The sequence below is a fragment of the Vibrio sp. 2033 genome (assembly GCF_033339735.1).
The window spans coordinates 1-750 of the sequence record NZ_JAWOVC010000294.1; the positions used below are offsets into that span (position 1 = coordinate 1).

Annotated in this window: 1 pseudogene; it reads right to left on the bottom strand. The window is 47.3% G+C overall.

Annotated features, from left to right (window positions below):
• Nucleotides 1–750, bottom strand: a pseudogene (locus R7P74_RS26180) (MSHA biogenesis protein MshI); the annotation flags it as partial.

Genomic DNA, 750 nt, shown 5'->3' on the forward strand with positions numbered 1-750 from the left:
ACTTCACGCTCTAGACGCGCTTTGGCCGCTAACTTATTTGGATCAGGCTGATGCTTACGCAGCTTCACTTGGTAGTAATCTAAGTCAGACTTAAGAATATCGCCCTTGCCTTTCACAATCGCGATTTCATCTTCCAAACCTTCACTTTGCCAAGACACGTAGCCGTAAGACAACAGAATCACAGCCGCAGCCGCACCCCAAGAAATCGCCACATTTTTTAGCGTAAGGAGATTTTTTTTCGGCTTTAAATGATCAGGATATAGATTGACGCGTCGATTTGTAGACGCCGCCGCCGCATCCGCAAGCACATGACCAGAGAGTTCATGTTCTTCAGGCAGTAGTGACGACACTTTGGTGCTTAAGCGGTAGTTAAGCGACTGAACCAATTCGTTCTCATCTTCTTCATCACAGCACACTTTCAATTGGTGCAACTGAACCTGACGAAGCTGAGCAGAGAGGTAATCTATCGAACGTTGCAGCTCCAGAGACAAACTGTCCATCTGTAGCTCGCTTGACGGTACGCCAGTAAGAGGAGGTGTCACGCTACGAATCGAACGATGGAATGCAATGGTGTGCTCAACAAAAGCACTGATGCGGAAATGCCCACGCGCGCTACGTTGCAGCAACAAAAAGTTACCAAGCTCACCAGCGGTATCACCCCAAACATCATCTTCCGGAATGATCGCTTCTAACGGCAATTGAGCACGACTAGCCAGTAGCACAATTTTATCAAGCATCTTTCTTGATAAA